The organism is Saccharopolyspora sp. MMCC62 (assembly GCF_057736575.1).
Genome location: NZ_JBYKCM010000001.1, coordinates 455,531 through 482,521, shown reverse-complemented (window position 1 = coordinate 482,521; position 26,991 = coordinate 455,531). Strand labels below are relative to the sequence as shown.

The 26,991-nt window shown below is 72.8% G+C and carries 25 protein-coding genes; 15 read left to right on the top strand and 10 right to left on the bottom strand.

Features of this window, described 5'->3' with window-relative positions:
- Positions 1 to 43: 43 nt before the first annotated feature.
- On the bottom strand, positions 44 to 667 hold the full coding sequence (locus tag AC29IT_RS02255) for a TetR/AcrR family transcriptional regulator (RefSeq protein ID WP_358446887.1): 624 nt from the start codon (positions 665 to 667) through the stop codon (positions 44 to 46).
- 137 nt (positions 668 to 804) lie between these two features.
- On the opposite strand from AC29IT_RS02255, the gene AC29IT_RS02250 reads away from it, so the two are divergent.
- A complete protein-coding gene (locus AC29IT_RS02250) occupies positions 805 to 1,629 on the top strand; it encodes an oxygenase MpaB family protein (protein ID WP_488217647.1) in 825 nt (274 codons plus the stop codon).
- Position 1,630: 1 nt separating this feature from the next.
- Here the strand turns inward: AC29IT_RS02250 and AC29IT_RS02245 are convergent, their stop codons facing one another.
- Positions 1,631 to 2,404 (bottom strand): hypothetical protein, encoded by a 774-nt coding sequence (locus AC29IT_RS02245; RefSeq protein ID WP_358446881.1) that lies wholly within the window; start codon positions 2,402 to 2,404, stop codon positions 1,631 to 1,633.
- A 141-nt stretch (positions 2,405 to 2,545) separates the two neighbouring features.
- Here AC29IT_RS02245 and AC29IT_RS02240 point away from each other — a divergent pair, with 141 nt between their 5' ends.
- From AC29IT_RS02240 to AC29IT_RS02230, 3 genes are all read left to right on the top strand, one after another.
- Positions 2,546 to 3,352, top strand: coding sequence for a DUF3097 domain-containing protein (locus AC29IT_RS02240; RefSeq protein WP_488217646.1), 807 nt, complete (start codon positions 2,546 to 2,548; stop codon positions 3,350 to 3,352).
- A 102-nt stretch (positions 3,353 to 3,454) separates the two neighbouring features.
- Positions 3,455 to 3,883 (top strand): NfeD family protein, encoded by a 429-nt coding sequence (locus tag AC29IT_RS02235; RefSeq protein ID WP_358446876.1) that lies wholly within the window; start codon positions 3,455 to 3,457, stop codon positions 3,881 to 3,883.
- Positions 3,884 to 3,896: 13 nt separating this feature from the next.
- Positions 3,897 to 5,105: an SPFH domain-containing protein gene (locus AC29IT_RS02230; protein WP_488217645.1), complete on the top strand. Its 1,209-nt coding sequence runs from the start codon at positions 3,897 to 3,899 to the stop codon at positions 5,103 to 5,105.
- A gap of 173 nt (positions 5,106 to 5,278) precedes the next feature.
- Here AC29IT_RS02230 and AC29IT_RS02225 read toward each other — a convergent pair whose 3' ends face one another.
- Complete coding sequence (locus AC29IT_RS02225) at positions 5,279 to 6,004, bottom strand: GntR family transcriptional regulator (protein WP_488217644.1); 726 nt, start codon at positions 6,002 to 6,004, stop codon at positions 5,279 to 5,281.
- 69 nt (positions 6,005 to 6,073) lie between these two features.
- Here AC29IT_RS02225 and AC29IT_RS02220 point away from each other — a divergent pair, with 69 nt between their 5' ends.
- Entirely contained in the window at positions 6,074 to 7,348 is a 1,275-nt protein-coding gene (locus AC29IT_RS02220; protein ID WP_488217643.1) for an MFS transporter, read from the top strand.
- A 78-nt stretch (positions 7,349 to 7,426) separates the two neighbouring features.
- Complete coding sequence (locus AC29IT_RS02215; RefSeq protein ID WP_488217642.1) at positions 7,427 to 8,860, top strand: aldehyde dehydrogenase family protein; 1,434 nt, start codon at positions 7,427 to 7,429, stop codon at positions 8,858 to 8,860.
- A 117-nt stretch (positions 8,861 to 8,977) separates the two neighbouring features.
- On the opposite strand, the gene AC29IT_RS02210 is transcribed toward AC29IT_RS02215, so the two are convergent.
- Positions 8,978 to 9,898, bottom strand: coding sequence for a LysR family transcriptional regulator (locus AC29IT_RS02210; RefSeq protein ID WP_358446543.1), 921 nt, complete (start codon positions 9,896 to 9,898; stop codon positions 8,978 to 8,980).
- 113 nt (positions 9,899 to 10,011) lie between these two features.
- Between AC29IT_RS02210 and AC29IT_RS02205 the strand changes: the two genes are divergently transcribed.
- Positions 10,012 to 11,004, top strand: coding sequence for a YeiH family protein (locus tag AC29IT_RS02205; RefSeq protein WP_358446545.1), 993 nt, complete (start codon positions 10,012 to 10,014; stop codon positions 11,002 to 11,004).
- A 70-nt stretch (positions 11,005 to 11,074) separates the two neighbouring features.
- On the opposite strand, the gene AC29IT_RS02200 is transcribed toward AC29IT_RS02205, so the two are convergent.
- Positions 11,075 to 12,484 (bottom strand): amidase, encoded by a 1,410-nt coding sequence (locus tag AC29IT_RS02200; RefSeq protein WP_358446548.1) that lies wholly within the window; start codon positions 12,482 to 12,484, stop codon positions 11,075 to 11,077.
- On the bottom strand, positions 12,481 to 13,464 hold the full coding sequence (locus AC29IT_RS02195; protein WP_358446551.1) for a D-2-hydroxyacid dehydrogenase: 984 nt from the start codon (positions 13,462 to 13,464) through the stop codon (positions 12,481 to 12,483). Before AC29IT_RS02195 ends, AC29IT_RS02200 begins: the two co-directional genes overlap by 4 nt.
- Positions 13,465 to 13,770: 306 nt before the next feature.
- On the opposite strand from AC29IT_RS02195, the gene AC29IT_RS02190 reads away from it, so the two are divergent.
- The 4 genes from AC29IT_RS02190 (at position 13,771) to AC29IT_RS02175 (ending at position 16,698) form a co-directional block, all read left to right on the top strand.
- Complete coding sequence (locus tag AC29IT_RS02190; protein WP_358446553.1) at positions 13,771 to 14,265, top strand: DUF3830 family protein; 495 nt, start codon at positions 13,771 to 13,773, stop codon at positions 14,263 to 14,265.
- Positions 14,266 to 14,279: 14 nt separating this feature from the next.
- Positions 14,280 to 15,041 (top strand): maleate cis-trans isomerase family protein, encoded by a 762-nt coding sequence (locus tag AC29IT_RS02185; protein WP_358446556.1) that lies wholly within the window; start codon positions 14,280 to 14,282, stop codon positions 15,039 to 15,041.
- A 162-nt stretch (positions 15,042 to 15,203) separates the two neighbouring features.
- Positions 15,204 to 15,962, top strand: a complete 759-nt coding sequence (locus AC29IT_RS02180) for a maleate cis-trans isomerase family protein (RefSeq protein ID WP_488217641.1) — start codon at positions 15,204 to 15,206, stop codon at positions 15,960 to 15,962.
- Positions 15,963 to 15,987: 25 nt separating this feature from the next.
- A complete protein-coding gene (locus tag AC29IT_RS02175) occupies positions 15,988 to 16,698 on the top strand; it encodes a GntR family transcriptional regulator (protein WP_358446561.1) in 711 nt (236 codons plus the stop codon).
- 55 nt (positions 16,699 to 16,753) lie between these two features.
- Here the strand turns inward: AC29IT_RS02175 and AC29IT_RS02170 are convergent, their stop codons facing one another.
- The 3 genes from AC29IT_RS02170 to AC29IT_RS02160 form a co-directional block, all read right to left on the bottom strand.
- Positions 16,754 to 17,902: a glycerol dehydrogenase gene (locus AC29IT_RS02170; protein ID WP_358446563.1), complete on the bottom strand. Its 1,149-nt coding sequence runs from the start codon at positions 17,900 to 17,902 to the stop codon at positions 16,754 to 16,756.
- A 257-nt stretch (positions 17,903 to 18,159) separates the two neighbouring features.
- On the bottom strand, positions 18,160 to 18,873 hold the full coding sequence (locus tag AC29IT_RS02165; RefSeq protein WP_488217640.1) for a DUF3632 domain-containing protein: 714 nt from the start codon (positions 18,871 to 18,873) through the stop codon (positions 18,160 to 18,162).
- An 82-nt stretch (positions 18,874 to 18,955) separates the two neighbouring features.
- Complete coding sequence (locus tag AC29IT_RS02160) at positions 18,956 to 20,449, bottom strand: NAD-dependent succinate-semialdehyde dehydrogenase (protein WP_358445632.1); 1,494 nt, start codon at positions 20,447 to 20,449, stop codon at positions 18,956 to 18,958.
- Positions 20,450 to 20,565: 116 nt separating this feature from the next.
- Between AC29IT_RS02160 and AC29IT_RS02155 the strand changes: the two genes are divergently transcribed.
- Together AC29IT_RS02155 and AC29IT_RS02150 are read left to right on the top strand one after the other, a co-directional pair.
- Positions 20,566 to 21,822 (top strand): aspartate aminotransferase family protein, encoded by a 1,257-nt coding sequence (locus tag AC29IT_RS02155; protein WP_358445629.1) that lies wholly within the window; start codon positions 20,566 to 20,568, stop codon positions 21,820 to 21,822.
- Between the two features lie 241 nt (positions 21,823 to 22,063).
- Entirely contained in the window at positions 22,064 to 23,170 is a 1,107-nt protein-coding gene (locus AC29IT_RS02150) for an LCP family protein (RefSeq protein ID WP_358445625.1), read from the top strand.
- A gap of 87 nt (positions 23,171 to 23,257) precedes the next feature.
- Here AC29IT_RS02150 and AC29IT_RS02145 read toward each other — a convergent pair whose 3' ends face one another.
- Positions 23,258 to 24,103, bottom strand: coding sequence for a lysozyme (locus AC29IT_RS02145; protein WP_488217639.1), 846 nt, complete (start codon positions 24,101 to 24,103; stop codon positions 23,258 to 23,260).
- Positions 24,104 to 24,299: 196 nt separating this feature from the next.
- Between AC29IT_RS02145 and AC29IT_RS02140 the strand changes: the two genes are divergently transcribed.
- Entirely contained in the window at positions 24,300 to 26,072 is a 1,773-nt protein-coding gene (locus tag AC29IT_RS02140) for an ABC-ATPase domain-containing protein (RefSeq protein ID WP_488217638.1), read from the top strand.
- A gap of 80 nt (positions 26,073 to 26,152) precedes the next feature.
- Positions 26,153 to 26,803, top strand: a complete 651-nt coding sequence (locus AC29IT_RS02135) for a phosphoribosyltransferase (protein ID WP_358445635.1) — start codon at positions 26,153 to 26,155, stop codon at positions 26,801 to 26,803.
- Positions 26,804 to 26,991 lie beyond the last annotated feature (188 nt).

The following is a 26,991-nucleotide window of genomic DNA, read 5'->3' as shown; positions in this document are numbered from 1 at the left end:
ACCGTAACTGCCGGGACGCGTTCCGGGGGCCTGTTCGCGCCGGTCAGTCCCCGGTGGGCGTGCCGACGGCGAGGAAGATGCGCGTGCAGTGCTCGACGAGCTCGTCGCGGTCGATGCGCAGCGCTCCGTCCAGCCAGGCGGTGAGGGTCTGGGCGAGCCCGCCGACGGCGAACTGGCTGAGCACGTCCAAGTCGGCGCTGTCGGCCACCCCGTAGAAGTCCTTGGCCTGGCCGCCGAGCAGTCCGACGAACAGCAGGGTGGAACGCTGCCTGCGTTCGGCGAGGGCGGCGCCCGCGCGGGCGGAGAACAGCAGCCTGCCGCGCCGCGGGTCGTCGCCGACGACGCCGATGACGGTGCCGAGCCCGGCCCGCACCTTGGCGGCCGCGTCGTGCGGGGCGGCGGCGACCGCGCTCAGCGCACCGGTGGCGAGGTCGTCGATGACCTGGTCGTAGACGGCGGCGGTGAGCTCTTCTCGGTCGGTGAAGCTCTCGTAGAAGTAGCGGGCGGCGAGCCCGGCGCGCTTGCAGACGCCGCGCACCGACAGGGTGGCGTCGGCGTCGGGGGCGCCGAGCAGGTCCAGGCCCGCGTCGAGGAACCGGGCGCGGCGTTCGGCCTGGCGGTGGTCGCCGTCGACACCGCCGTACACCCGCAGGGAAGACGGCTCCATGCCGCCCATCTTGGCATCCGCCGCGGTGCGGTCGGGCGGGTCTTGACAGCTCGGGAACCGATCGGTTCCATATTTGCACACGGCTGTGTGCAGAGTTGGTCGCGCACCGCCACCCGCTAGCGGAGGAGAGACACCCGATGACGGCTCCCACCGGATCACGCGTGCGCGAGGACGAACTGGTCGTCGGCGCCGGACTGCTCGCAGGCGGCGCCAACGTGATCATGCAGCTGGCCCGGCCCGGCGTCGGCTACGGCGTGGTCGAGAGCAAGGTCGACAGCGGCAACATCTTCAAGCACCCCGTCAAGCGCACCCGCACCACGCTGACCTACCTCGCCGTCGCCACCATGGGCACCGACGAGGAACGCGCCCTGTTCCGGCGCGCCACCAACCGCTCGCACGCCCGGGTGCGCTCCACCGAGTCCAGCCCGGTGTCCTACAACGCCTTCGACAAGAACCTGCAGCTCTGGGTGGCGGCCTGCCTCTACCGCGGCATCGAGGACGTGTACCGGATCTTCGTCGGAGACCTCACCGACGCCGAGATCGACGAGCTCTACCGGCGCTCCGCCACCCTCGGCACCACCCTGCAGGTCACCGACGACATGTGGCCCGCCGACCGCGCGGCCTTCGAGGAGTACTGGAACACCGCGCTCGACCAGGTCCACGTCGACGACACCGTGCGTCCCTACCTGCGCCGGATCGCCGAGCTCGACTTCATGCCGCGCTACGTCAGCGCGCCGCTGGGCCGGTTCAACCGGTTCATCACCACCGGCTTCCTGCCGCAGCGGTTCCGCGACGAGATGCGGCTGCCCTGGACCGACCGCGACCAGCGCTGCTTCGACCGGCTCACCCGCGCGATGGGCGTGGTCATCCGGCGGCTGCCGACGGTGCTGCGCAAGTTCCCGTTCAACTACTACCTGTGGGACGTGCGGCGCCGGATCAAGGCGGGCACCCCGCTGGTGTGAGTCAGTGCCTGCTGGCGCTGTCGGCCAGCACCCGCACCATCTCCGCGACCGAGGCGCGCCGGGCCGCCCGCACCGAGTCGAACAGCGGGCGCAGCGCCTCGGTCCGCGCCCTCGTCGCCGATGCCGACAGCGCCCCGCCCGGGGCGTCGTCGGTGGCCACCCACAGGATCGCCTCCACCTCGGAGGCGCGCTGCAGGATCCGCAGCGGCCGCTGCGGCACGTCCTCCGGCCACGGCGGCTTCGGGCGGTCGGCCACCGTCGAGGCGATCTCGTCGCGCACGCCGGGGCGGTGCTTGGCGATGTCCAGGTCGATCAGCGTGCTCGCGGCCTCCCGCATCGCCGAGGACATGCCGTGCTCGGCCTCCCCGATCGGCAGGTGCTCGGCGGGCGGGAGCTCGCCGACGGCGAACACCGTCCAGCGCAGGATCCCCTCGGCGATCGGCTCGGGCACCAGGGCCAGCCCGGCCTCCGGCAGCACCGCCGCCTCACCGCGGCGCAGCGCCTGCTTGGAGAACGCACCGGCCGACCCCAGGCCGCGGACATCGCCGGGGACCGGCAGCACCAGGTCCCCGCCCACCGCGCCGGCCTTGCGCAGCGCCGCCAGCAGCAGCGCCGGACCGGCCGGGGTGTCCTGCGGTCCCGGCAGTTCCAACCGGGCGGCGAGTTCGTCGTCGGCGGCGCGCACTTCCTGCGACTCGCCCCAGACCTGCAGAGCGTCGAGCACGTCGTCCGCGGCGGTCGCACCGTGCAACCACGCGGACGTCCAGACGACCATCGTTGCGCTTGGGCATGGCACGTCGAGAGAGAGTACGTATCCCGTCCGCCCGCATCAGCCCGGGGGCCGGGCGATGTGGGTCTCGTCGCGCGGGCGGCGCGCCGCGACCACCCGGCCCGCGGCGGTGAATAGGATCTTCGCGTGCGTTCGGTCAACTACGGCAACGACGTCCTGTCCGGCGGCCGCAAGCGCCGCGAGATCCCCGAGGTCCCGGCCGAGCCCGGGCTCGTGGTCGAGGACCCGGCCAGCGGCTTCTGCGGCGCGGTGGTGCGCGTGGAGAAGGGCAACGCGGTGCTGGAGGACCGGCACGGCGCGCACCGGCTGTTCCCGATGCGACCGGCGGCCTTCCTGCTGGACGGGCGCCCGGTCACCCTCGTCCCGGCGCCCGCCGCCGTTCCGGCCGCGACCCGCACCTCCGCTTCCGGTTCGGTGCACGTCGACGGGCTGCGCGCCCGGGAGGCCCGCGGCAGCCGCATCTGGGTGGAGGGCCTGCACGACGCCGAGCTCGTCGAACGCGTCTGGGGCCACGACCTGCGCGTCGAAGGCGTCGTGGTGGAACCGCTGCACGGCGTGGACGACCTGCCCGGGCTGCTCGGCGAATTCCGGCCCCGCGCTGGCCACCGGGTCGGCGTGCTGGTCGACCACCTCGTCGAGGGAAGCAAGGAATCCCGGCTCGTCGCCGGGATCGACGACCCGCACGTGCTCATCACCGGTCACCCCTTCGTCGACGTGTGGGAAGCGGTCAAGCCCGCGTCCCTCGGCATCGCGGCCTGGCCGCGGGTGCCGCGCGGGCAGGACTGGAAGGAAGGCGTCTGCGCCGAGCTGGGCTGGGGCGAACCGGCCGAGGGCTGGCGACGCGTGCTCGGCGCCGTCGAGGGCTTCCGCGACCTGGAAGCGCCGCTGATCGGCGCGGTCGAGCGGCTGATCGACTTCGTCACCGAGCCCTGACGCCCTTCCGGTGACGCCCGCCCGGAGGTCCACTGCGGACCAGGTGTCCTCGGGTTGGGCGAATTCACCCACAGCGAGCTTGTGTTCTGCCACGATGGGTGCATGGCCCCCGTCGTCTGGTTGATCATCGGTGTGATCCTCGTGGCGGCCGAAGTGCTGTCCGGCGAGTTCGTCCTGGTGATGCTCGGCCTCGCCGCGCTGGGGACGGCGCTGGTCGTGGTGGCCGGTGCGCCGCCGTGGCTGGCCGTCGTGGTGTTCGCAGCGCTGGCCGGGGGACTCGTGCTGGGGGCGCGTCCGGCGTTGAAGCGCCGCTTCCTGGGTGGCCGGGAGCTCAAGACCAACGTGGACGCCCTCGTCGGCAAGCACGCGGTCGTGGTGGCCACGGTCGACCACCAGGGCGGCCGGGTCCGCATCGACGGGGACGTGTGGTCGGCCCGCGCGAGCCACGAGGCCGATGTCTTCGAAGCCGATTCGACGGTGCTGGTCACGGAGATCTCCGGGGCCACCGCCGTCGTCGCGGCGCAACCGTGAACTGGAGGGTGCAGTGGAACTGATCGTGCTGGCGGTGGTGGTGCTGCTGGTGATCGTCGTGGTGGCCAAGTCGGTCCTGGTGGTGCCGCAGGCGCAGGCCTCGGTGGTCGAGCGGCTGGGCCGGTTCCGCACCGTCGCCGCGCCGGGGCTGAACTTCCTGATGCCGTTCCTCGACCGGGTGCGGGCCAAGATCGACCTGCGCGAGCAGGTGGTCTCGTTCCCGCCGCAGCCGGTCATCACCCAGGACAACCTGACGGTGTCGATCGACACCGTGGTGTACTTCCAGGTCACCGACTCGCGCTCGGCCGTCTACGAGATCTCCAACTACATCGTCGGCGTGGAGCAGCTCACCACGACGACGCTGCGCAACGTGGTCGGCGGCATGAGCCTGGAGGAGACGCTGACCTCCCGGGACCAGATCAACACCCAGCTGCGCGGGGTGCTGGACCAGGAGACCGGACGCTGGGGCATCCGCGTCGCGCGCGTCGAGCTCAAGGCGATCGACCCGCCGCCGTCCATCAAGGACTCGATGGAGAAGCAGATGCGCGCGGACCGGGAGAAGCGCGCCATGATCCTGAACGCGGAGGGCGCGCGAGAATCCGCGATCAAGACCGCGGAAGGCCAGAAGCAGTCCCAGATCCTCGCGGCCGAAGGCGCCAAGCAGGCGTCGATCCTCGACGCCGAGGGCGAGCGCCAGTCCAGCATCCTGCGCGCGCAGGGCGAGCGAGCCAGCCGCTACCTGCAGGCGCAGGGCCAGGCGAAGGCGATCGAGAAGGTCTTCGCGGCGGTCAAGCGCGGCAAGCCCACGCCGGAGCTGCTGGCCTACCAGTACCTGCAGACGCTGCCGCAGATGGCGCAGGGCGACGCGAACAAGGTGTGGGTGGTGCCCAGCGACTTCAACAAGTCCCTGGAGGGCTTCGCCCGGATGCTCGGCGCGCCCGGCGAGGACGGCACGTTCCGCTACGAGCCGCCGAAGGAGGAGCCGCCGGCGGGCAGCCCGGAGGACGAGGAGGAGTCGGTGGCCGCGTGGTTCGACACCTCGTCGAACCCGGAGGTCGCCGAGGCCGTCCGTGCCGCGGAGGAGGTGGCCCGCAAGGAGGTGCCCAGCGCCGCGGCGGGGATGCAGTCCGGTGCTGCGCTGTCCGGGCCGAAGGCGACGCAGGCGCTGGGGGAGACCGGGGCGCTCGGTGAGCCTCCGGTGGGCGGTGGTTCCCCGGCCTGATCGGGCTCTTCCTCCCGGCCCGAGTCCGGGAGCGGATCAAGTGGGCGGCGTTCGCGCCGCCCACTTTTGCACCTCGGTAACTTTATTGACTCGATGTCTTCAGTGTCGGGTGAAATCAATAATCTGAAGATCAAAAAAGATCCGCAACGAGGCGCAGGGCTTTTCCCAGCCGGTCAGGCCGGGGGTTCGAGCATCGGGCCGCCCGCGACGCCGAGGGCGCGCAGCACGCCGAGCAGGTGGTCGCGCAGTACTTCCTTGGCGGTGTCCGCGGCGCCGTCGCGCACGGCGGCCGCGACTTCGGCGTGCTGCCGGGTGATGTCCGGGCGCCGGTTCTGGGTGCGGGCACCCGCGGTGATCCGCAGCTGGCGGTCCCGCAGCGCGGTGTAGAGGTCGTCGATGATCGGGTTCGCCGCGGCGGAGACCAGCCGGGCGTGGAAGTCGCGGTCGGCTTCGTGCATCTCCGCGGTGCTCAGCCCGCTGCCGTCGCACGCCGGGTGGGCGCGGAGGTCGGTGCCGACCTCGCGCATCGTCGCGGGGCCGTCGGCGGCGATCTTGTCGATGGCGAAGGTCTCCAGCGCGAGCCGGGCCTCCAGCACGGCTCTGGCCTCGGTGGGGGTCACCGGGACGACGAGGGCGCCCCGCTTCGGGTAGAGGCGCAGGAACCCTTCCGTCTGCAGTCGCAGGAAGGCCTCCCGCACCGGGGTGCGGGACATGTTGATGGCGGTGGCCACTTCGCCTTCGGACAGCAGGTGCCCGTCGGGGTAGGTGCCGTCGAGCAGTCCGGTCTTCACGTGCCGGTAGGCCCGGTCCGCGGCCGGTGGCTCCGCGGGCGCCTGTCCGGCGTCGCCGGGTGCGGCGGTGGGCGGCGGCACGTCGTGGTTCGGTGTTGCGCTCGACACGTGCCCATAGTACTGATCCGCATCTTGTATCTATGGTGGATACAAGTTCGCGGAGAGGTGGGTGTTCCGGTGTCTGTCGGTGTTGCCGGGGAGCAGCAGGTGGCGAGGGCGATCGCGCCCCAGCGCGGCGCGTGGCTGGTGTGGGGCGTGGGCGCGGCGTGCTACTTCGTGGCGCTGTTCCACCGGGCGAGCCTGGGGGTCGCGGCGCCGGACGCGCTGGTGCGGTTCTCCGCGGGCCCGGGGGTGCTGGCGCTGTTCTCGGCGTTGCAGCTGGGTGTGTACCTGGTGCTGCAGGTGCCGTCGGGGCTGTTGGCGGACCGGTTGGGGCCGCGCCGGGTGATCACCGGTGGAGTGCTGGCGCTGGCGATCGGGTCCGCGGTGTTCGCGGTGAGCGGTTCGGTGCTGGGCGGGGTCACCGGTCGGGTGTTCATCGGCATAGGTGACGCGTTCATGTTCACCAACGTGCTGCGGCTGGCCGCGCAGTGGTTCCCGGCCGACCGGTACGGGCGGGTGGCGGCGTTGACCGGTCTGGTCGGTGGGCTCGGGCAGGTGCTCTCGACGGTGCCGTTGACGGCGGCGCTGCACGGCCTGGGCTGGGTGCCGACGTTCCTGGGCGCGGCGGGCCTGACCGCGGTGCTGGCGGTGGTGGCCGGTGCGGTGATCCGGAACCGGCCGGCCGGGCTGGGCTCGGAGGTTCCCTCGGAGGTCGGGGAGCGGATCTCCCGCACGTTGCGCCTGGTGGTGGCGCAGCGCGGCACGAAGCAGTCGTTCTGGGTGCACTTCGTGCTGCTCTCGCAGTTCTTGGCGATCACCACGCTGTGGGGTGCGCCGTGGTTGACCGGTGCGCAGGGCGTGGCGTCGGCCGCGGCGGGTGAGCTGCTGCTGGTGGCGGCGATCGGGTTCATCGTGGGTTCGCTGGTGGCGAGCCAGTGGATCGCGGGTCGGCCGCGGCGGCGGGAGCGCTACACGTTGGGGATGTCGGTGCTGGTGGTGCTGACCTGGCTGCTGGTCGTGGCGTGGCCGGGGGCGATGTCGGTTCCGGTGCTGGTGGTGGTGCTGGCGGTGCTGGGCTTCGGCGGTGGTGCGGCGATGCTGGCGTTCGACGGTGCGCGGGAGGCGAATGCGGTCCACCGTTCGGGTGCCGCTTCGGGTGTGGTGAACATGGGCGGTTTCCTGGCGGGCGTCGTGATCCAGCTGGTGGTCGGGCTGGTGCTGGAGGCGGTGTCGGCGCTGCCCGCGGTGGTGGCGTGCCGGTGGGCGTTCGTGCCGGTGGTGGTGCTGCTGGCGGTGGGGACCGCGGGTCAGTGGGTGTGCCGGACGCGTCCGGTGGAGGTGTCGCGGTGAGGGCGCGGCGCGGCTGAGCGCGGGGCCGGTGCGCGGTTAGGGTCGCGTGATCGGTGCCGTCGGTCGGAGGAGGTCCGGGTGTCCACTGCGCTGGAGCTGCGGAACGTCGTGGGCGGGGTGCGTTCGGGGACGGTGGCGCGGGAGTCGTTGCCGTTGGTGGATCCGGCTTCGGGGGAGGAGTACGGGTCGGCTCCGCTGACGCGGTGGACCGATGTGGACGAGGTGATGGGGGTCGCGGCGGCGGCGTTCGAGGAGTGGTCGGTGACGACTCCGGGGGAGCGGCAGCGGGCGTTGTTGCGGTGGGCGGAGGAGGTGGAGCGGTCCGCGGAGCGGTTCGTGCTGGCGGAGTGCCGGAACACGGGCAAGCCGTGGGAGGTGGTGCGGTCGGGGGAGTTGCCGCGGGCGGTGGATCTGCTGCGGTTCTACGCGGGTGCGGCGCGGTTGCAGGAGGCGGGTGCTGCGGGTGAGTACGTGCCGGGGTGCACGTCGTTCGCGCGGCGGGAGCCGATCGGGGTGTGTGCGCAGGTGGCGTCGTGGACGCATCCGTTGTTGTTGGCGGTGGCGCGGGTGGCGCCTGCGTTGGCGGCGGGGAATGCGGTGGTGTTCAAGCCTGCGGAAACGACTCCGGTGAGCGCGGTGTTGTTGGCGGAGTCGGCGGTGGGGGTGTTGCCGCCGGGGGTGTTGAACGTGATCTGCGGTGATCGGGACAGTGGTCGGGCGATGGTGGCGCACGAGGTGCCGGGGATGTTCTCGATCACGGGGACGGTGCGGTCGGGGATGGAGGTGGCGGGTGCTGCGGCGGCGGATCTGAAGCGGGCGCACTTGCAGTTGGGCGGGAAGGCTCCCGCGGTGGTGTTCGGGGATGCGGATGTGCCGGCGGCGGCGCGGGGGATCGCGGCGGCGGCGTTCGGGGATGCGGGGCAGAGCTGCACGGCGGCGAGCCGGGTGCTGGTGGCGGATGAGGTGTACGCGGAGTTGGTGGGGGAGTTGGCGGCGCAGACGGAGGTGTGGCGGCCGGGGCCGCCGCAGGATCCGGATGCGGCGTTCGGTCCGTTGAACAGCGCGGGGCAGTTGGAGTTGGTGGCGGGGTACGTGGAGCGGTTGCCGGCGCATGCGCGGGTGGTGGCGGGTGGTCGTCGTCGTGGTGGGCGGGGGTTCTTCTTCGAGGCGACGGTGGTGGCGGATGTGGAGCAGTCGGACGAGTTGGTGCAGCACGAGGTGCTGGGTCCGGTGGTGGCGGTGCAGCGGTTCTCCTCGGAGGAGGAGGCGGTGGGGTTGGCGAACGGGGTGCGCTACGGGTTGGTGGCGAGCGTGTGGACGCGTGATCATGCGCGGGCGCTGCGGATGTCGCGTGCGTTGCAGGCCGGGACGGTGTGGGTGAACGTGCATCGGCCGTTGGTGGCGGAGATGCCGCACAGCGGGTTCAAGCATTCGGCGTCGGCGCGGGATTTCGGGCGGTTCGGGTTGGAGGAGTACAGCCGGATCAAGCACGTGATGTCCGAGCTGGGGTGAGCGGGGCTGGAGTGAGCGGAGCTGGGGTGAACCGGGCTGGGGTGAGCGGGTGGTGGTCATGACTCCATGATGCGGAGTTCGAACACGCGTTCGCCAGTGCTCGATGGGGTGATCGTGTCAGCGGGGTCCGGTGCCGTTGTCGGCGGCGTCGCGGAGGGCGACGGAGAGCAGGGCGGCGGCGGGGCCGGTGAGGCGGTGTCCGGCGCGCCAGACGGCGTGCAGGGGCCGGTGCAGGTCGAGTCCGGTGACGGGGACTTCGACGACGTGCCCGGCGGCGAGGTCGGTGGCCACGGCGAGGGTGCTGAGCACGGCGGGTCCGGCGCCGGCGACGACGCTGTTGCGCACCGAGGTGGTGGAGTGCAGCTCGAGGAGCGGTTCGGCGGGGGTGGCGCCTGCGGTGGCGAGCGCGTGGTCGAGGGTTTCGCGGGTGCCGGAGCCGTGTTCGCGGACGATGAGCGGGGTGGCGGCGAGTTCGGCGGGGTCGAGGGGTTCGCGGCGGCGGGCCCAGTGGTGGTCGGGTGGGACGACGACGGTCATGCGGTCGCGGGCGAGGTAGCGCACGGAGACGCCGTCGGGGACGTCGGGTGATTCGAGGAAGCCGAGGTCGGCGCGGTCGTGGCGGACGGCGTCGGTGACGGCGGTGGAGTTGGCGACGTCGAGTTCGAGGCGGAGTCCGGTGAAGGCGGTGCGCAGCGAGGTGAGCCAGCGGGGTGCGAGGTAGTCGGCGATGGTCATGCTGGCGGCGACGCGGAGGCGTTGTTCGTGGCGGGCGCGCAGGGCGTGCACGCCGGTGTGCAGGGCGTCGAGGTCGGTGAGGATGTCGCGGGACCAGTCGAGGACGGTGTTGCCCGCGGGGGTGAGTTCGGCGCCGCGGCGGGTGCGTTCGACGAGGTGCAGGCCGAGGCGGCGTTCGAGGCTGTTGAGGCGTTTGCTGGCGGAGGGCTGGCTGATCCGCAGTTGTGCGGCGGCGGCGCCGATGCTGCCGAGTTCGCCGATGAGCACGAGCAGTCGCAGGGACAGCGGGTCGGGGTCTGCCATGCAGCAACTGTAGCGCTGGAGCGGGTTTCGGGGTTGCGGTGATGCAGTTCGGTTATGGGGACCTGTGCGGTTGACGGCTACCGGCGGGGGCCGTGGCGGGTGAGGCTCGGGTCATGCGGACGTCGGTGGAGTTGCGTGCGGTGTGGGTGGAGCGGCTGCCGGGTGTGGTGGTGGCCGCGGTGGGCGTGCTGGTCGCGCAGCTGGTGTCGGCGTGGGTGCCGGGGGTGGGTGTGGTGACCGCGGCGGTGGCGTTGGGGGTGCTGGTGGGGAATCTGCCGGGCGGGACGGGTGCGGCGGGTCCGGGGTTGGCGTGGGTGGCGCGGTCGCCGTTGCGGGCGGGGGTGGTGCTGCTGGGGTTGCAGCTGGCGGTGGGCCAGGTGCTGGGGCTGGGGGCGGCGACGCTGGGCGTGGTGGTGGCCGTGGTCGTGGTGGGGGTGGTGGGCACGGTGCTGATCGGCCGGGCGCTGGGGTTGCCACCGGGGTTGTCGGTGCTGGTGGCGGTGGGGTCGTCGATCTGCGGTGCGTCGGCGATCGCGGCGGTGGAGGGGGTGGTGGAGCGCGAGGACGAGGACGTGGCGGCCGGGGTGGCGATGGTGACGGTGTTCGGGACGCTGCTGGTGGTGCTGGTGCCGCTGGTGGGTTCGGCGTGCGGGTGGGATGCCGCGGACGTGGGTCGGGTCGCGGGTGGCGGGGTGCACGAGGTCGCGCAGGTGGTGGCGGCGGCGTCCCCGGCGGGTGCGGCGGCGGTGTCGGTGGCGGTGGTGGTGAAGTTGAGCCGGGTGGCGCTGCTGGCCCCGGTGGTGGCGGTGGTCGGATGGGTGCGGCGACGTGGTGCGGGGGGTTCGGGGGTGCCGTTGCTGCCGTTGTTCGTGGTGGGTTTCCTGGTGGCGATGGGGGTGCGGGCGACGGGCTGGGTGCCCGCGCCGGTGTTGGGGGTGGCGGCGCAGGTGTCGTCGGTGCTGCTGGCGGCGGCGTTGTTCGCGTTGGGCACGGCGGTGCGGGTGGGCGGGTTGCGGCGGGCGGGGCCGCGGGCGCTGCTGCTGGGTGCGTGTTCGACGGTGCTGGTGGTGGGCACGGCGGCGACGGGGATGTTGCTGCTGACGTGAGCGACGCGGCCCCGCCCGGGAGGTTCCGGGCGGGGCCGCGTGCACTGCGTGCGTGGTGTTCGGCGGTGCGTCACCTGCCGGGGCGCTGCCAGGGGTGGGCCTGTTCGTAGGCGCGGCAGGCGCGCAGGACGCGGGCGTCGGAGTGGCGGGGGCCGATGATCTGCAGGCCGATGGGCAGGCCGTCGCCGGTGAATCCGCAGGGGATGCTGGCGGCGGGCTGCTGGGTCATGTTGAACGGGTAGGTGAACGGGGTCCACCCGGTCCAGCGGGGGCTGGTGGCGTCGGCGGGTGCTTCGAGTCCGGCTTCGAACGGGGCGATGCCGACGGTGGGGGTCAGCAGCAGGTCGTAGGTCTCGTGGAAGGCACCCATGCGCTGGCCGAGGAGCATGCGGGTGTTGGTGGCCTCGAGGTAGTCCTGGGCGTCGTAGGTGAGGCCTTGGCGGACGATCTCGGCGAGTCCGGGGTCGAGCAGGGCGCGCTGGTCGTCGGTGAGGTGTTCGACGGATTTGGCGGCGCCGGAGAACCACAGCACGTGGAAGTCCTCGACGGGGTCGGTGAAGCCGGGGTCGGCGTGCTCGACGGTGGCGCCGAGTTCGGCGAAGGTGCGGGCGGCGCGGGTGACGGCGTCGGCGATCTCCGGGTCGACGGTGGCGAAGCCGAGGTCGGTGCTCAGGGCGATGCGGAGTCCGGCGACGCCGTCGTCGAGGCCGTCGAGGAAGGAGTGCGCGGGTGGTTCGAGGGCAGACCAGTCGCGGCTGTCGGGTCCGCTGAGCACGTCGAGCATGAGCGCGGTCTCGGTGACGGTGGTGGTCATCGGTCCGGCGTGGGCCATGGTGCCGTAGGGGCTGGCTGGGTAGTGCGGGATGCGCCCGTAGGTGGGTTTGATGGTGCAGATGCCGCAGAAGGCGGCGGGGATGCGCACGGAGCCGCCGCCGTCGGTGCCGATGGCCAGGGGTGCCATGCCGAGGGCGACGGCGGCGCCTGCTCCGCCGCTGGAGCCGCCGGGGGTGCGCTCGGGGTTCCAGGGGTTGCGGGTGATGCCGGTGAGGGTGTTGTCGGTGACGCCCTTCCAGGCGAGTTCGGGGGTGGTGGTCTTGCCGACGAACACGGCGCCGTGTTCGCGCAGCCGGGCGACGGCGGGGGCGTCGGCGGTCCAGGGCTGGTGGGGGTCGATGGTGCGGGAGCCGCGGAGGGTGGGCCAGTCGCGGGTGAGGAAGATGTCCTTGATGGAGGTGGGCACGCCGTCGAGGCGGCCGCGGGGTTCGCCGCGGGCCCAGCGGGTTTCGGCGGCGCGGGCCTGGTCGAGGGCGCGGTCGGCGTCGACGAGGCAGTAGGCGTTGACGGCGGGGTCGGCGTCGGCGATGCGGGTGAGGGTGGCTTCGGTGGCCTCGACCGGGGAGAGCTCTCCGGTGGCGAAGCGTTCGAGCATGTCGGTGGCGGTGAGGTCGGCCGGGGTGGTGGCCGCGGGGGTCTGGGTCATCGGGTTCGCTCCGTTCCGCTGACGTAGCCGCGCTGCTTGTCCACTACGTTGCGCAGTTCTCCGCCGTGGGCGTAGTTGCGCAGGTTGTCCAGGAACAGTTCCACCAGTTCCGTGGTCCAGCCGATGGTGTCGCCGGACATGTGCGGGGAGATGAGCACGTTGGGCATCTCCCACAGGGGTGAGGTGGTGGGCAGGGGTTCGGTGTCGAAGACGTCGAGGGCGGCGCCTGCGATGGTGCCCGCTTCGAGTGCTTCGACGAGGTCGGGTTGGACGACGAGTTCGCCGCGGCCGACGTTGATCAGGCGTGCGGTGGGCCGGAACCGGGTGAGGGCGTCGGCGTCGATGAGCCCGTGGGTCTTGTCGGTCAGCGGTGCGGCGAGCACGACGTAGTCGTAGTCGCCGAGGACGTCGTGGAGCCGGTCGGAGGCGTGCACGGTGCCGAAGTCGGGGTCGCCGGTGCGGGCGATGCGGCCGGCGCCGTGCACGTGGAGTCCGGCGGCGGTGAGGTTGCCCGCGATGGCGCGGCCGATGGGTCCGGTGCCGACGACGAGGGCGGTCTTGCCGGTGATGCGTTCGGTTTCGCGGTGGCGCCATTCGCGGCGGTCTTGCAGGCGCACGCTGGTGTGCAGGTCCTTGGCGAAGGTGAGCACGGTGGCCAGGACGTATTCGGCCATGGGTGCGTCGAAGATGCCGCGGGAGTTGGTGAGGGCGACCGGGGAGTCGAGCAGTTCGGGGAACAGCAGCCGGTCGACTCCGGCGCTGGCGGCGTGGACCCAGCGCAGCGAGTCGGCGTGCGCCCAGGTGTCGGCGACGGCGTCGGAGCGGAAGTCCCACACGAACAGCACGTCGGCGCCGGGCAGTGCGGTGGCGAGTTCGTCCTCGGTGGCGGGGCGGAGTTCGGCGGCCGCGGCGATGCGGTCCATGGCCGGTGGCGGGTTGCCACCGTGGAGGACGACGACGGTGGGGGTGTGCTGGGTCATGACCTGCCTTCGCGGTGGTCGGGGTGGGTGCGCGCGTCGTCGCGGTGCCCGGAGATCGCGCCTGGCCTGGGTGTCGATCATGACCTGAAGTCGATCGCCGTCCGGGGATTGACACGCTAGGAAGCGCTCGTAGGATTGTCAACAATCCGCAGGTACCTCGCTGCGGGGCCGCCACCGGTCGGTGCGCGCGGCCCGCGGGGGAGGTCTTCGGCCCTGGGCAGGGCACGGCGTGGCCGGTGGTGGCCGCGAGCCGAGACCGCGGAGACCGATTCGCATCTGCTGTCCCCCCATGGAACGGAATTCACGATGCCCAGGTACCTGTCGATCACGCTGGAGAAGCGCGGCGTGTCCTGCGTGGCGGAGTTGCTGGACGCCGACGCCCCCCGCACCTGCGAGGCCGTGTGGCAGGCGTTGCCGCAGGCGGGGCCGGTGCACCACGCGAAGTACGCGCGCAACGAGATCTACACGATGGTCGAGCGGTTCGCCGCGCGGGAACCCGGCCAGGAGAACCCGACCGTGACGCCGATCCCCGGTGACCTCGTGTACTTCTCCTTCGACAGCGGGATGCTCGACCGCGGGTTCAAGGAGGAGAAGGACCTGCAGGAGCTGCCCGGGGTGATCGACCTGGCGATCTTCTACGGGCGCAACAACCTGCTGCTCAACGGGGACGTGGGCTGGGTGCCGGGCAACGTCTACGGCTCGATCGTGGAGGGGCTGGCGGAGTTCGCGGCGGCCTGCAACGACGTGTGGCGCGCGGGCAGCGTCGGGGAGCGGCTGCGCTACGAACGCCACTCGGGTTGACGGGGGCCGGACCGATGCCGCCGGAGGACCTGCTGGGCGGGCTGCCGGGTCCGGTGCCGCAGCGCGGGGTGGGCGTGGTGGCCCCGTTCGACCTGGCGATGGATCGCGAGTTGTGGCGGTGGACGCCGCCGGAGGTGTCGCTGTACGTGACGCGGACGGCGTTCGTGCCGGTGCCGATGACGGTGGAGATGGCGTCGCTGATCTCCGACGAGGCGGCGGTGCACGCGGCGACGCGCGACCTGCTGACCCCGGAGCCGGAGGTGGTGGCCTACGCGTGCGCGTCGGGCAGTTTCGTCGACGGCGCGGCCGGGGAGCGGAACCTGACCTCGGTGATGCGGGATGCGGGTGCGCCGGCGGCGGTGACGACCTCGGGTGCGCTGGTGCAGGCGCTGGAGGTGCTCGGGGTGCGGCGGGTGGCGATCGCGACGCCGTACGTGGAGAACGTGACCGAGCGGCTGGTGGGGTTCCTCGGCGAGCACGGGGTCGAGGTGGTTACCAGCGTGGGGCTGGGCCTGCTGGGCAGGATCTGGCAGGTCGGGTACCGGCAGGTGGTGGACATCGTGCGTTCGGCGGACCGCCCGGATGCGGAGGCGATGTTCATCAGCTGCACGAACCTGCCGACCTACGACATCATCGGGCCGCTGGAGCAGGAGCTGGGCAAGCCGGTGCTCACGGCGAACCAGGTGACGATGTGGGCGGCGCTGCGGGCGATGGGGCTGCCCGCGGTGGCGCCGCAGCAGCGGCTGGTGCGGGCGGGCGCGGCGTCCGCGGCCTGATCGGCGCCGGTGTGCGGCGTGTCGATCGAATTACGAAAGCGTTTCTGCCATGTCGGGCGACCCCGAACCGTGCGGTAACATTGTCGACAATTGACCGCCGGTCCGGTGTCGTTCGCCCGTGGTCCCCTCGGGGTCGCGGGGCGAGCAAGGAGGGAGCTGCCGGTGTCGATCACCGCGGGAATTCTCTACCCCGGATACAGCGCCGAGGACGACTACCCGGTCCTGGAACGGCTGCTCGGCGGCGACGTCGCGCTGCCGCTGGTGCACACCGAGATGCGCGAGGACGCCCACCGGGTCGACGCGCTGCTGGACGTCGGTTCGGAAGAGGTGCTGGCCGCCGGTGCGCGCTCGCTGCTGGCCCACGAGGTCTCGGCGGTGATCTGGGCGTGCACCAGCGGCAGCTTCGTCTTCGGCTGGGACGGCGCCCGCGACCAGGTGGAGAAGTTGCAGGCCGTGACCGGGCTGCCGACCTCCAGCACCTCGTTCGCGTTCGTGCACGCCGCGGCGCGCCTCGGGCTGCGGCGGGTGGCGGTGGCCGCGACCTACCCGGCCGACGTCGCCGACCGGTTCGCGTCGTTCCTGGCGCACGACGGCATCGAGGTCACCCGGTTGTCCAGCCGCGGCATCGTCACCGCCGCCGAGGTCGGCACGCTGGACCGGGAGCAGGTGCTGGAGTTCGCGGCGGCCAACGACGACCCACCCGCGCAGGCGCTGCTGATGCCGGACACGGCGCTGCACAGCGCGGCGTGGCTCGACGAGCTCGAACAGCGCGTGGGCAAACCGGTGCTGACCGCCAACCAGGTCAGCGCGTGGGAAGTGCTGCGACTGGCCGGGGACACCCGCGCCCGCGAGGGCCTGGGCACCTTGTTCCGGCAGGCCGGTCCGGCGGACGGGCAGCTCGGGGGAGCGGGCCCGCACTAGCGGAGGCGATGAGGAGATGGTGTCGGTGCTCGGAGTCGACGAGCAGAACCAGCACGGCGAGTTAGAGCCGGTGCAGCGCAAGTCCACCGCCGCGATCGTGGCCGACCAGCTGCGCTCGGCGATCATGTACGGGTCGTTGCCGCCGGGCAGCCAGATGGGCGAGGCGGAACTGGCGTCCCGGCTCGGGGTCAGCCGCGGCCCGCTGCGGGAGGCGATGCAGCGGCTGGTGCAGGAAGGGCTGCTGCACAGCGAACCGCACCGCGGGTTGTTCGTGACGACGCTCGACGCCGACGACGTCGCCGACATCTACCTGGCGCGACTGGCGGTGGAGCGCGCCGCGTGCGAGCGGATCGTGCGCCACCACCGGGTGGAGGCGGTCGCGGAGCTGACCGCGGCGCAGGCCCGCATCGTCTCGGCCGCGGGCCTGGGTGATGCGATCGAGCTCTCCGACGCCGATCAGGAGTTCCACGAGACGCTGGTACGGGTCTCGGGCAGTCCCCGGTTGCAGCGGATGGCGCAGACGCTGCTGGTGGAGAAGCGGATGTGCCTGACGGCGTTGCAGGACAAGTACACCGCGGATCCGCAGACCCTCGTCGACGAGCACGCGGGCCTGGTCGATGCGATCGAGTCCGGGGACGAGGCGCTGCTGCTGGCGCGGCTGGAGGCGCACATGAACGACGCGCTGGAGCGGCTCAACGCCTACGCGCCGCTGCTGTCGGAGTCCGACGCGAGCTGATGACCGGTGCTCCGGGCGTCGCGGGGTGCGGCGCCCGGAGCGGTCTGGGCGCGGTTCAGTGCGCGGGTGCGACGGGTGCGGGCAGGCCCGCGTCGGCGCGCACGGCGCGTCCGGTGACCTCGACGGCCTTGAGCGCGTCGACGACGGCGTCCGCGGTCACCGGGAACGGCAGGTTGTGGATCGTCTCGTCCGGGTGGCAGGCCGCTTCGGCGGCGGTGCGCAGCACGGCGTCGTCGGCGTCGCCGAGCCCGGCCTCGGTCAGCGTGGTGGGCAGGCCGACGCGGGTGGTGAACTCGACGAAGTCGTGGATCTCGCTGGTGGGGCGGCCTTCCAGGATCAGCTGCGCGATCGACCCGATGTTGACCTTCTGGCCGTGGGCGAGGCCGTGGGTGTGCGGGACGGCGGTGAGCCCGTCGTGGATGGCGTGGGCGGCGGCGAGACCGCCGGATTCGAACCCGAGACCGGACAGCAGCGTGTTGGCCTCCACGACCTCCTCCACCGCCGGGGTCACCAGGTTCTGCTCCACGGCGCGCACCGCGGGGATCGCCGACTCGTGCAGGATGTCCCAGGACAGCTGGGCCAGGGCGGCTCCGGCGCGGGTCGCGGCCCCGCCGGCCATGGTGGTGGCGTTGGCCTGGCGCACGGCGCGGGCTTCGATCCAGGTCGCCAGCGCGTCCCCGATGCCCGCGACGAGGAAGTGGGCGGGCGCGTCGGCGACCAGCCGGGTGTCGACGAGCACCAGCGCCGGGTTGCGGTGGTAGAAGCGGTAGGACTCGAAGGAGCCGTCGCCGGTGTAGACGACCGACAGCGCCGAGCAGGGCGCGTCGGTGGAGGCGACGGTGGGGACGCTGACCACGGGCAGCCCGGTGTCGTCGCCTGCGGCCTTGGCGGTGTCGATGGGCGCCCCGCCCCCGACCCCGATGATCACGTCGGCGCCCTGGTCGCGGACGACGTCGCCGACGCGGCTGCTCTCGGCGGCGGTGGGCACCCCGCCGAACCGCTCGAACCGCACCGGCAGCCCGGCCGCGGTGAACGAGGCGGTGATGGCGTCCTCGGTCAGGCCGCGCACGACGTCGTCGGCGAGCACCAGCGGCGTGGCGCCGAGCTGCGCGACGTAGGAGCCCAGCGAGTCCAGTGCGCCGCGGCCCTGCACGTAGCGGCCGGGGGAGATCAGCGTGCGCAGTGGCGCGGACGTGTCGGTCATGGAGAGGTGCCTTTCCTGCGTGCGACCCGGTGGACCGGGGTTCGCCCCGAGGGGAACGCGCCACCGCCGTGCGGGGCAACCCGCTGCTCCACATGCTGATAACGCGCTACCCGCCACCGCCGGCACCGGAAACACCGCGGCGGGCGGGTTCCTGGCCTCGACGGGGTGTCACTGCAGGTCGGTGCGTTCCGCGCGTGCCCTGCGGTGGTGGGCCGCCCGCTGCGCGGGTGATCGACGTCGCAGGTGGGGTGCCGTGCTCACAACGGAGGGAGCAGGTCCAGGGCGGCGCGCGAGTCCGGCGTGCCGAGTTCGGCGAGGCGGGTGCGCCAGAACGCCCACCGGGCGGGGGAGAAGCCGTGGCCGTCGATCCCGCGGGACAGCGCCAGCGGCCCCAGCCGGTCCGGTCCGCGGTCGTGGTCGTGGTCGGCGAACACCCGGTGGGTGCGGGCGTGCTCGGCCAGCACCGGACCGGCGTGGCGGGCCCAGCTCAGCACCGCACCCAGGTCCCGCGGCGGATCGGGGTGTTCGAGGTGCTCGCGCAGCGCCCACAGCGCGTGCAGGGAGAAGTCGTTCCCGCTGCTGGTCAGGCGGGCGGCGAACGCGGCCAGCGGTACCTGCCCGGCGGGGTCGGCGTCCCAGCTCTCGCGCAGGAGCGCGCCGAAGCAGGGCAGGTCGGTGAACACCTCCAGGCCCCACACCTGGTTCCGCCCGGGAAGCGGCCCGAGGTCGCGCACCGCCGCCACCAGTGCCACCAGCCGCGGCTGGGTGGCGGGGGCGGTGCGGGCGGCGGTGAGCACCGGGTGCCAGGCGGCCCACAGGATCGCGGCGATCGCGTCCTCCCCGCGGCGGCGGGTGCAGGCGTCGCGCACCGGTGCGGCGAAGAGGGCCGCGCCTTCGGCGGGCGGTGCGCCGCTGGTGAGGTGTTCGGTGATCAGCGCCCGGTAGTGCGCCGCGGCGGCGTCGTGATCCACCCCGGGCACGCTACCGGGCCCGGACGTGGCGGGGCCCCGCGCGCCCTGCACGCGGGGCACCGCAACGCGGGGCGGACGGGGATCACAGGCCGCCGATGGCGATGTACTTGGTCTCCAGGAACTCGTCGATGCCGACCTTGCCGCCTTCGCGGCCCAGCCCGGAGGCCTTCACCCCGCCGAACGGGGCCGCCGGGTTGCTCACCACCCCCTGGTTGAGGCCGATCATGCCGCTCTCCAGGGCTTCGGAGACGCGCAGCGCCCGGTTGAGGTCCCGGGTGTAGACGTAGGCGACCAGCCCGTACTCGGTGTCGTTGGCCTGGTCGATGGCGGTCTGCTCGTCGGTGAAGGTGCTGATGGGTGCGACCGGCCCGAAGATCTCCTCCCGGGTCATGCGGGCCTGCGCGGGCACGTTCTTGAGGACCGTCGGCGGGTAGAAGTAGCCGTCGCCGCCGTGACGGGAGCCGCCGACGACGACCTCGGCGCCGTGCCCGACCGCGTCGTTGACGAGGTCGTCGACCTTGCCCAGCTGGGTGGCGTCGATCAGCGGCCCCACCTGCACGTCCTCGGCGACGCCGCGGCCGATGCGCAGCGCTGCCATGCGCTCGGCCAGGCGCCGGGAGAACTCGTCGGCGACGTCGGCGTGCACGTAGAACCGGTTGGCCGCGGTGCAGGCCTCGCCGATGTTGCGCATCTTGGCCTGCATGGCGCCTTCGACGGCGGTGTCGAGGTCGGCGTCGGCGAACACCAGGAACGGGGCGTTGCCGCCGAGTTCCATCGACACGTTGAGGACCTGCTCGGCGGACTGCTCGATGAGCTTGCGGCCCACCGAGGTGGAGCCGGTGAAGGAGAGCTTGCGGGCGCGCCCGTCGCGGATCATCGGTTCCATCACCGACCCGGCGCCGACGGCGGTCACCACGTTGAGCACCCCGTCGGGCAGGCCCGCTTCCTGCAGGATCTCGGCGAGCGCCAGCATCGACAGCGGCGTCTGGTGCGCGGGTTTGATCACCGAGGTGCAGCCGGCGGCGATGGCCGGGCCGATCTTGCGGGTGCCCATGGCCATCGGGAAGTTCCACGGGGTGATCAGCAGGGTGGGGCCGACGGGCTGCTGGGTGACCAGGAAGCGGCCGGTGCCGCTGGGGGCGACGGCGTAGTCGCCGCCGATGCGCACGGCCTCTTCGGCGAACCAGCGGAAGAACTCCGAGGCGTAGGTGATCTCGCCGCGCGCTTCGGGCAGCGGCTTGCCCATTTCGAGGGTCATCAGCAGGGCGAGGTCCTCGTGGCGCTGCTGGATGAGTTCGTAGGCGCGGCGCAGGATCTCCCCGCGCTCCCGCGGCGGGTGCTTGGCCCAGGTGGCCTGGGCGTCGTGCGCGGCGGCGAGGGCGGCGATGCCGTCTTCGGGGCTGGCGTCGGCGACCGAGCACAGCGCGCGGCCGGTGGAGGGGTCTTCGACCTCGTAGGTGCGGTCGCCGGTGGCCGGGCGCCACTTGCCGCCGATGAGCAGCTGCTTGGGGGCGGCGTCGACGACGGCGGCCTCTCGGGACTCGGTGCCTGCGGGGGAGCTGCTGGGGGTGCTCATCTCTGTTCTGCGGGCCTTCCGTGTCGGCGGGTGGACATGACGCAGTCGTGATGGTTGCATGTCCCTCGCGATTGTCAACAATCCTACATTCGAGATACGACAGCTTGGAGTCGGACATGGCTGAGCTCTCGCCGGCGTTGAAGCAGGCGACACCAGTGCTGGCCGCCCGCGGGGAGGGCGTCTACCTCTACGACGAGGACGACCGCCGCTACCTCGACTTCACCGCCGGCATCGGCGTCACCAGCACCGGACACTGCCACCCCCGCGTGGTCGAAGCAGCGCAGCGCCAGGTGGGCACCCTGATCCACGGCCAGTACACGACGGTGATGCACCGGCCGCTGCTCCAGCTGACCGAACGCCTCGGCGAGGTGCTGCCCGCCGGGCTGGACCGGATGTTCTACGTCAACTCCGGCAGCGAAGCGGTCGAAGCCTCCGTGCGGCTGGCCCGCCAGGCCACCGGGCGCCAGACCATCGTCGCCTTCCACGGCGGATTCCACGGCCGCACCATGGGCGCCGGCGCGCTGACCACCTCCGGGGTGAAGGTGCGCGCCGGCATCGGGCCGATGATGCCGGGCGTGGCGTTCAGCCCGTTCCCCGAGACCTACCGGCACGGCTGGTCCGAGGCCGAAGCGGTGCGCTTCGCCCTCGCCGAACTCGACCAGCTGCTGCTGACGGTCACCTCCCCGAAGGACACCGCCGCGTTCATCGTCGAACCCGTCCTCGGCGAAGGCGGCTACATCCCCACGCCCCCGGAATTCCTCGAAGGGCTGCGCGAACGCGCCGACCGGCACGGCATCCTGCTCATCGCCGACGAGGTCCAGACCGGAGTGGGGCGCACCGGGAAGTTCTGGGGGCACCAGCACTCCACCATCACACCCGACATCCTGATCACCGCCAAGGGCATCGCCAGCGGGTTCCCCATCTCCGGCATCGCCGCCTCCGCCGACCTGATGGGCAAGGCGTGGCCCGGCTCGCAGGGCGGCACCTACGGCGGCAACGCGGTCGCCGCGGCCGCCGCCCTGGCCACCCTGGACGTCGTGCGCGACGAACACCTCGTGGACAACTCCGCCGAACAGGGCGCCCGCCTGCAGGAAGGGCTGCGCAAGGTCGCCGCCGAACACCCCGTCATCGGTGAGGTCCGCGGCCGCGGGCTCATGATCGGCAACGAGTTCACCACGCCCGACGGCCGACCCGACACCGCCACCGCCACCCGCGCCCACGCCGCCGCCGCCGAACGGGGCCTGCTGCTGCTGACCTGCGGTCCCGCGGGCAACGTGGTGCGGATGATCCCGCCGCTGATCGTCACCGCCGAGCAGGTCGACGACGGCGTCGCCCTGTGGTCCGAAGCCGTCGCGGCGGCCGTCGCCGGCTGACCCGCGCCGCCCCCGGAGCACCCCGGCGGGGTGCGGTGCCCGTGCACCGCACCCCGCTGCTGCGTTCGGACGCGGGTTTTCCCGCGGATGCCCCGCACCCGTTGCACCCGCAGGTTCCGGACGGGTGGTTTCCATACCGTTGCGGTAGCGGTGTGCCGATCGCCACGGCGCTTCTGGGATGCTGCACCGCACAGGTCGGCACGGAGCGTGTCGGCGAGTCGACTCCGCAGGTGTGAAGGTCATGAGTGATTGGTCGGCGAATCCGCCGAGGGGCCGACGGCCGCAGCAGGGCGGCTACGACTACTACGCCCGCAGCCGCGGTGGTGGCGGTGCGCCGCCGCAGCCACCACCCGCCCGCCGCACCGGGCCGCCGCCCCCGCCGCCGCGGCGCAAGCGGATGGGCTGGGGCAAGCGAATCGGCATCGTCGTGCTGGTGCTGCTGCTGGTCGTGGTCGGATTCGGCATCTACGTCGACAGCGTGCTGCAGCGCACCGAAGCCCTCGAGTACGACGGGCGCATCGCCGACACGCCCGGCACCAACTGGCTGCTGGTGGGTTCCGACAGCCGCGAAGGGCTCGACGAGTCCCAGCGCGAGGAGCTCTCGGCCGGGGACGCCGCCGGGCGCCGCACCGACTCGATGATGCTCGTGCACATCCCCACCGGCGGCGGCAAGCCCGCGCTGGTCAGCCTGCCCCGCGACTCCTACGTCCCGATCCCCGGGCACGGCAAGGACCGGCTCAACGCCGCGTTCTCCATCGGCGGCCCGCAGCTGCTGGCCGAAACCGTGGAAACGGTCACCGACGTGCACATCGACCACTACGCCGAGATCGGCTTCGGCGGGTTCTCCGACCTGGTCGACGCCGTCGGCGGCGTGGACATGTGCCTGGAGGAGCCGATGGAGGACGAGAAGGCCAACGCGCACCTGCCCGCGGGCTGCCAGGAGCTCGACGGGCCGCAGGCGCTGTCGTTCGTCCGCGCCCGCTACTCCCTCAAGGGCGGCGACCTCGAACGCGCGGAGAACCAGCGCAAGCTGCTGGGCGCGCTGACCGACAAGGCGATGGGCCCGGCGACGCTGCTCAACCCGTTCCGGATGGTGCCGCTGGCCAACGCGGCGGGCACCACGTTCCTGCTCAACGACTCCGACCACGTCTGGCACCTGTTCTGGCTGGTCAAGGCGCTCGGCGACGTCAGCGGCGGCAACGGGATCACCACCAGCGTCCCGTTCGGCGACTTCGTGCGCACCGACAGCGGCCAGTCCGTCATCAAGTGGGACAGCGCGAACGCATCCCGCCTGTTCGGGGCCATCGCGGCGAACGAACCGATCCCGGACGACCTCGTCGGCCCCTGATCGGCTCCTTGTCGGCGCGGTGCACGAACGAGAAGGGGTGGGACCGGAATCCGGTCCCACCCCTCCTTCGTGCCGCCGCCCGGGCCCCTACCCGGCGAACCGCGCCAGCTGCCCCGGATCGCCGTTGAACGTGTTCTGGTCACCGGGGAACACCCCGGCGTTGTTGAACTGCCAGATCGCCTGGTAGTCCCAGCCCGCCGGCAGCGGCCCCATCTCCGGGGCGAACCGCGCCAGCCACAGCGGGTTGTTCGCCGCGAAGTCGGGGTTCGACCCCGTGCACTGGTCCCACCAGCGGGTCGTGGTGTAGATCGTGGGGAACCGGCCGGTGCGGGCCTGGTAGGTGCCGCTGAAATCGGCGATCCACCCCGACATCTGCTCCGGGGACAGGCCGTAGCACGTGTCGCCGTACGGGTTCGACTCGATGTCCAGCGCCCCCGGCAGGGTCCGCCCGTCCGGCAGCCAGCCACCGCCGTGGTCGACGAAGTAGTGCGCCTGCTCGGCGCCGGTGGAGCTGTCGGGCAACCCGAAGTGGTAGGCGCCGCGGACCATGCCCGCCGCCGCCGCACCTTCGTACTGCTGCAGGTAGCTGTCGCTGGTGAACCCGATGCCCTCGCTGGCCTTGACGTAGGCGAACCGGGCCCCGTCGGCGTAGGCCCGCGGCCAGTCCACCGCGCCCTGGTGCCCGCTGACGTCCATGCCCGCCACCCCCGGGCCGCGCACACCGGGCAGGGAGCGGTCGGTGTCCTCGGTGGCGGAGCGGCCGACGCTGAACCCGGCCCACGCCCCGTCCGGGTCGGAGCGGTCCAGGCGCGGCGCCCCGTCCCCGGAAGCGGGGGACACGATCGCGGCCAGCAGCGCACCGGTCAACGCGGCCGTCAGCCCGTGGCGCAGCCGGCGGCTCCGGGACGGGCGTGGATGTCGGGGAACGGGCACGGCGGTTCGCCTCCAATGGTGCGGGACGTCCGGTCGGCGCACGCCCGGTCGGCCACTGCGGGTGCTCGCCCGGGTCGAAGATCGTGCGGGCGGAGGATAACCGCTTGATCGGCAACCCGCCCGATCTCAGTCGCTCGACCGTGACCGGACCGGAGCGGATTGGATATTCGCCGCCACGTCGGGTACCTGTCGGGCCATGGCAGAACGAACCCACGGACCCGGCGGCCCCCGGCGCGGCGGGCACGGCCGCCCCGACCGCCGGCCCGGGCGCGAGGGCGCCCCCCAGCAGTACTCCGGGCCGCGCGACGCCGCCGGGCTGCGCGCGCTGCTGCGCGAACTGCACGGCGCCGGCTACGGCCGCTACAAGACGCTGACCGGGGACTGGTCGTTCGACGGGTTCGACCTGGAGGTCCAGCGCGTCCAGCCCGACCCCTACGCCCCCGCCAGCCGCTGCGAGGTGCGGGTGCACCCCGCCACCGCGGGCCTGCCCGAGCAGCTGCGGTCCACACCGGTGCGGGCGCGGGCGGTGGCCGGGTTCCTGGTGCGCGCCGCGGAACGCCGGTTGCGCGAGAGCGGGCTGCGCGTCGACGCGGGCCGCCAGCAGGTCCTCGACCGCAGTTCCTGCCAGGTGCTGCCCGACGGCGGGGTGCGGCTGCGGCTGGGCATCGACCTGCCCGGGCGCGGGCGCAGCATCGACGGCCGCGCTGCCGAACGCGCCCTGTGCGACCGGGTGCCCGACGTGGTGGAGGCGGCGCTGCGCCACGCCACCGCCGACCAGGACCGGCTGCGGGAGTTCGTGGAATCGGTGGAGGACACCGACGCGCTGCGCGAGGAGCTCGCCGCCCGCGACCTGGTGGCGTTCGTCGCCGACGGCTCGGTGCTGCCGCGGCGCAGCGGCGTCGACGAACGCCCCCTGCCGGATGCGGTGCCGTTCCGCTCCCCGGAGTCGATGCGGGTGTCGGTGACCCTGCCCAACCGGGGCGAGATCACCGGCATGGGCATCGGGGAAGGCATCACCCTCGTCGTCGGCGGCGGCTTCCACGGCAAGTCGACGCTGCTGCGCGCCCTGGAGAACGGCGTGTACGACCACGTGCCCGGCGACGGGCGGGAACTGGTCGTCAGCCGCGAGGACACCGTCAAGGTCCGCGCCGAGGACGGGCGCCGCGTGCACCGGGTGGACGTGAGCCCGTTCGTGAGCCACCTGCCCACCGGCGCCGACACCGCCGACTTCTCCACCGACAACGCCTCGGGTTCCACCTCGCAGGCCGCGGCGATCGTGGAATCGGTGGAGGCCGGGGCCGGGGTGCTGCTGGTCGACGAGGACACCGCGGCCACGAACCTGATGATCCGGGACGCGCGGATGCAGGCGCTGGTGGCCAAGGAATCCGAGCCGCTGACCCCGTTCCTGGACCTGATCCGGCCGCTGTCGCGGTCCCGCGGGGTCTCCACGGTGCTGGTGATGGGCGGCTCGGGCGACTACATGGACGTCGCCGACCGGGTGCTGATGATGGACTCCTACCGGGCTCGGGAGGTCACCGAGCAGGCCCGGCGGCTGGCGGCGACCCCGACCGGGCGCAGCAGGGAGGCCGAGGAGTTCCCGCCGGTGCGCGCCCGCATCCCCGACCCGTCCTCGCTCGACGGTCCGCGTCCGAAGGTGCGCTCGCGCGGCACCGATGCGCTGACGCTGGGCGAGTCGACGGTGGAGCTGCGCGCGGTGGAGCAGCTGGTCGACCCCGCCCAGGTCACCGGGATCGGGCTGGCGCTGGTGACGTGCGTGCGGGCAGGCCTGCTGGACGGGCGGCGCACGGTCGCCGAGGTCCTCGACGAATTCGGGGCGCGCGTCGCCGAACGCGGCGTGGCCGGGGTGGACGAGCGGTACGCGGGTGATTTCGCGGTGCCGCGCCGCTTCGAACTGGCCGCGGCGCTCAACCGGCTGCGGACGTTGCGGGTCGCGGCGTTCCGGGACTGATCGCTGCCCGGCGGGTTTCCCGTCCCGAGCCCGCCGGGCACACGGTGGTGGCAGGGTCGCTTCGGGAACGGAGGCCGATGATGCCGGGGCGCGGCGCGGCGGAGCAGTACCGGGACCGCGAGCACGCGGGGGAGGTGCTGGCCGAGCGGCTGGCCGACCGGACGTGGGTGCGGCCGGTGGTGCTGGGCCTGGCCCGCGGCGGGGTGCCGGTGGCCGCGCGGGTCGCCGCCCGGCTCGCCGCGCCGCTGCGGGTGGCGGTGGCCCGCAAGATCGGCGCGCCCGGGCAGCCGGAGCTGGCGCTGGGCGCGGTCACCGCGCACGGCCCGCCGAGCTACGACGAGCGGCTGCTGCGGTCGTTCCGGGTGGACGAGGCGGCGCTGGCGCGGGCGTGCGAGCGGGAACGCGCCACCGCCCGCGCCCGCGAAGAGCGCTTCGGGACCGGCCGGGAGCTGCAGGTCGCGGGACGGGACGTGCTGCTGGTCGACGACGGGCTGGCGACGGGGGCGACGGCGCGCGCCGCGGCGCGGATGCTGCGGCGACTCGGCCCGCGGTCGGTGGTGCTGGCGGTGCCGGTGGGCGCCCCGGACGCGGTGGCGGCGTTGCGAGCGGAGACCGACGAGGTGGTGTGCGTGCTGCAGCCGGTGGACTTCAGCGCGGTGGGGCAGTGGTACGGGAGCTTTGCGGCGACCACCGACGAGGAGGTCGCCCGGCTGCTGGCGAGCACCGGGTGATGGTGGCGCCGCCCGGTGCTGACCTGCACGGTGGTGACGCTGCGTGGTCCCGGCCCGGGCGGTGGGGGTGTGGCGGGATGTCGCCGGCCCTCCCACATCCCAAGAAAAGATCGTTGCGTGGTGCGCAACCCAGGCGTGAGGTTGTGCGGGAAACGGGTTGTTCTCGAGAACTTTCGCACCGAAGGTGT